The sequence below is a fragment of the Salinivibrio socompensis S35 genome (genome assembly GCF_000513715.1).
GTDB classification, from domain to species: Bacteria; Pseudomonadota; Gammaproteobacteria; order Enterobacterales; family Vibrionaceae; genus Salinivibrio; species Salinivibrio socompensis.
Genome location: NZ_AQOD01000222.1, coordinates 1 through 1,000, shown reverse-complemented (window position 1 = coordinate 1,000; position 1,000 = coordinate 1). Strand labels below are relative to the sequence as shown.

General features: G+C 47.0%; 1 pseudogene. It reads right to left on the bottom strand.

Going from position 1 to position 1,000, the window contains the following annotated elements:
- Nucleotides 1–68: 68 nt before the first annotated feature.
- Nucleotides 69–1,000 (bottom strand): annotated as a pseudogene (locus tag DZ54_RS25365) (hypothetical protein); the annotation flags it as partial.

The following is a 1,000-nucleotide window of genomic DNA, read 5'->3' as shown; positions in this document are numbered from 1 at the left end:
ATCTCCAAAACATCCTGCTAATAAAATGACAGTTACAATTAAGGTGATGGCTCTCATATTATCCTCTGCTAGTCGCCACCGAATAAGGTGGTTCGATACGGGGAGTCGTCCGCACGTAATGGCTCAACCCATTCCCATTCTTGTGTTTCTTCTTCACTTGTGTCTGCCGTGTTATCGGCCTTTCCAAGCCCACCAAGGCCGCCTTGGTTGTTTGATTCAGTATCATCAGATGCTTTCTTCTTAAACGTGACCTTCATTTTGACATACGCCTTAATGCCTTCATGGCAGAAGATAAGCTCGGTTTTATCCTCTCCGCCTTTAAGTACGCACTTGGCATTGGCGACAATACCGCCTTTCAATTCAAACAGCCCCTCTAATACCCAGACCTTAACGCCACCTCGTATCCCTACCTCGGTGGTCATTGTGACAGCCTGCTCGGCATCAAAGGCATAGGCTGGCTTGGTATCTGGGATAAACTCAATACTGCCTTGAGTGTTGATTTTGGTTGAGGCCATGACAAAAAACTCAGCGCCAAAATACGCCCCAACGTTGCCTTCTTTGACTTTCCTTTCCAGCTTCTTGGCTTCTTCTTGGAGCTTTTTCACCAGGTTTTTGATTTTAAAGTAAGCGGCGGCCGCAAGTATCACATCCAAGGTGATCGAAAAATCCAACAAGGGGTCGAGGGCCAGCGTGGTTTTACCCGATGTGGTTATCGCACCCTTATCAGTCAACGCGGTGGCTTGACTGCCCGTTAACTTGATCACCGGAGGCTTAAATTCCCAAGTGACCAGCTTGATTTTTTCCTCCCCCGCATCTTTATACATGCCTGACTTGATCATGCCGACGGTGTCGATAATGCTGGAGATGAGTTTTAATTGGTCGCGTATATTTTCAAATTCATCTTGCACGTCACGCGTATGTAAGAAGTTGCTATTTTCGTACGTTAACCCCGTGCCAAACTTCGTTTCCGTGCTGCCTTCTTTGATCGAGAGACTTCCCT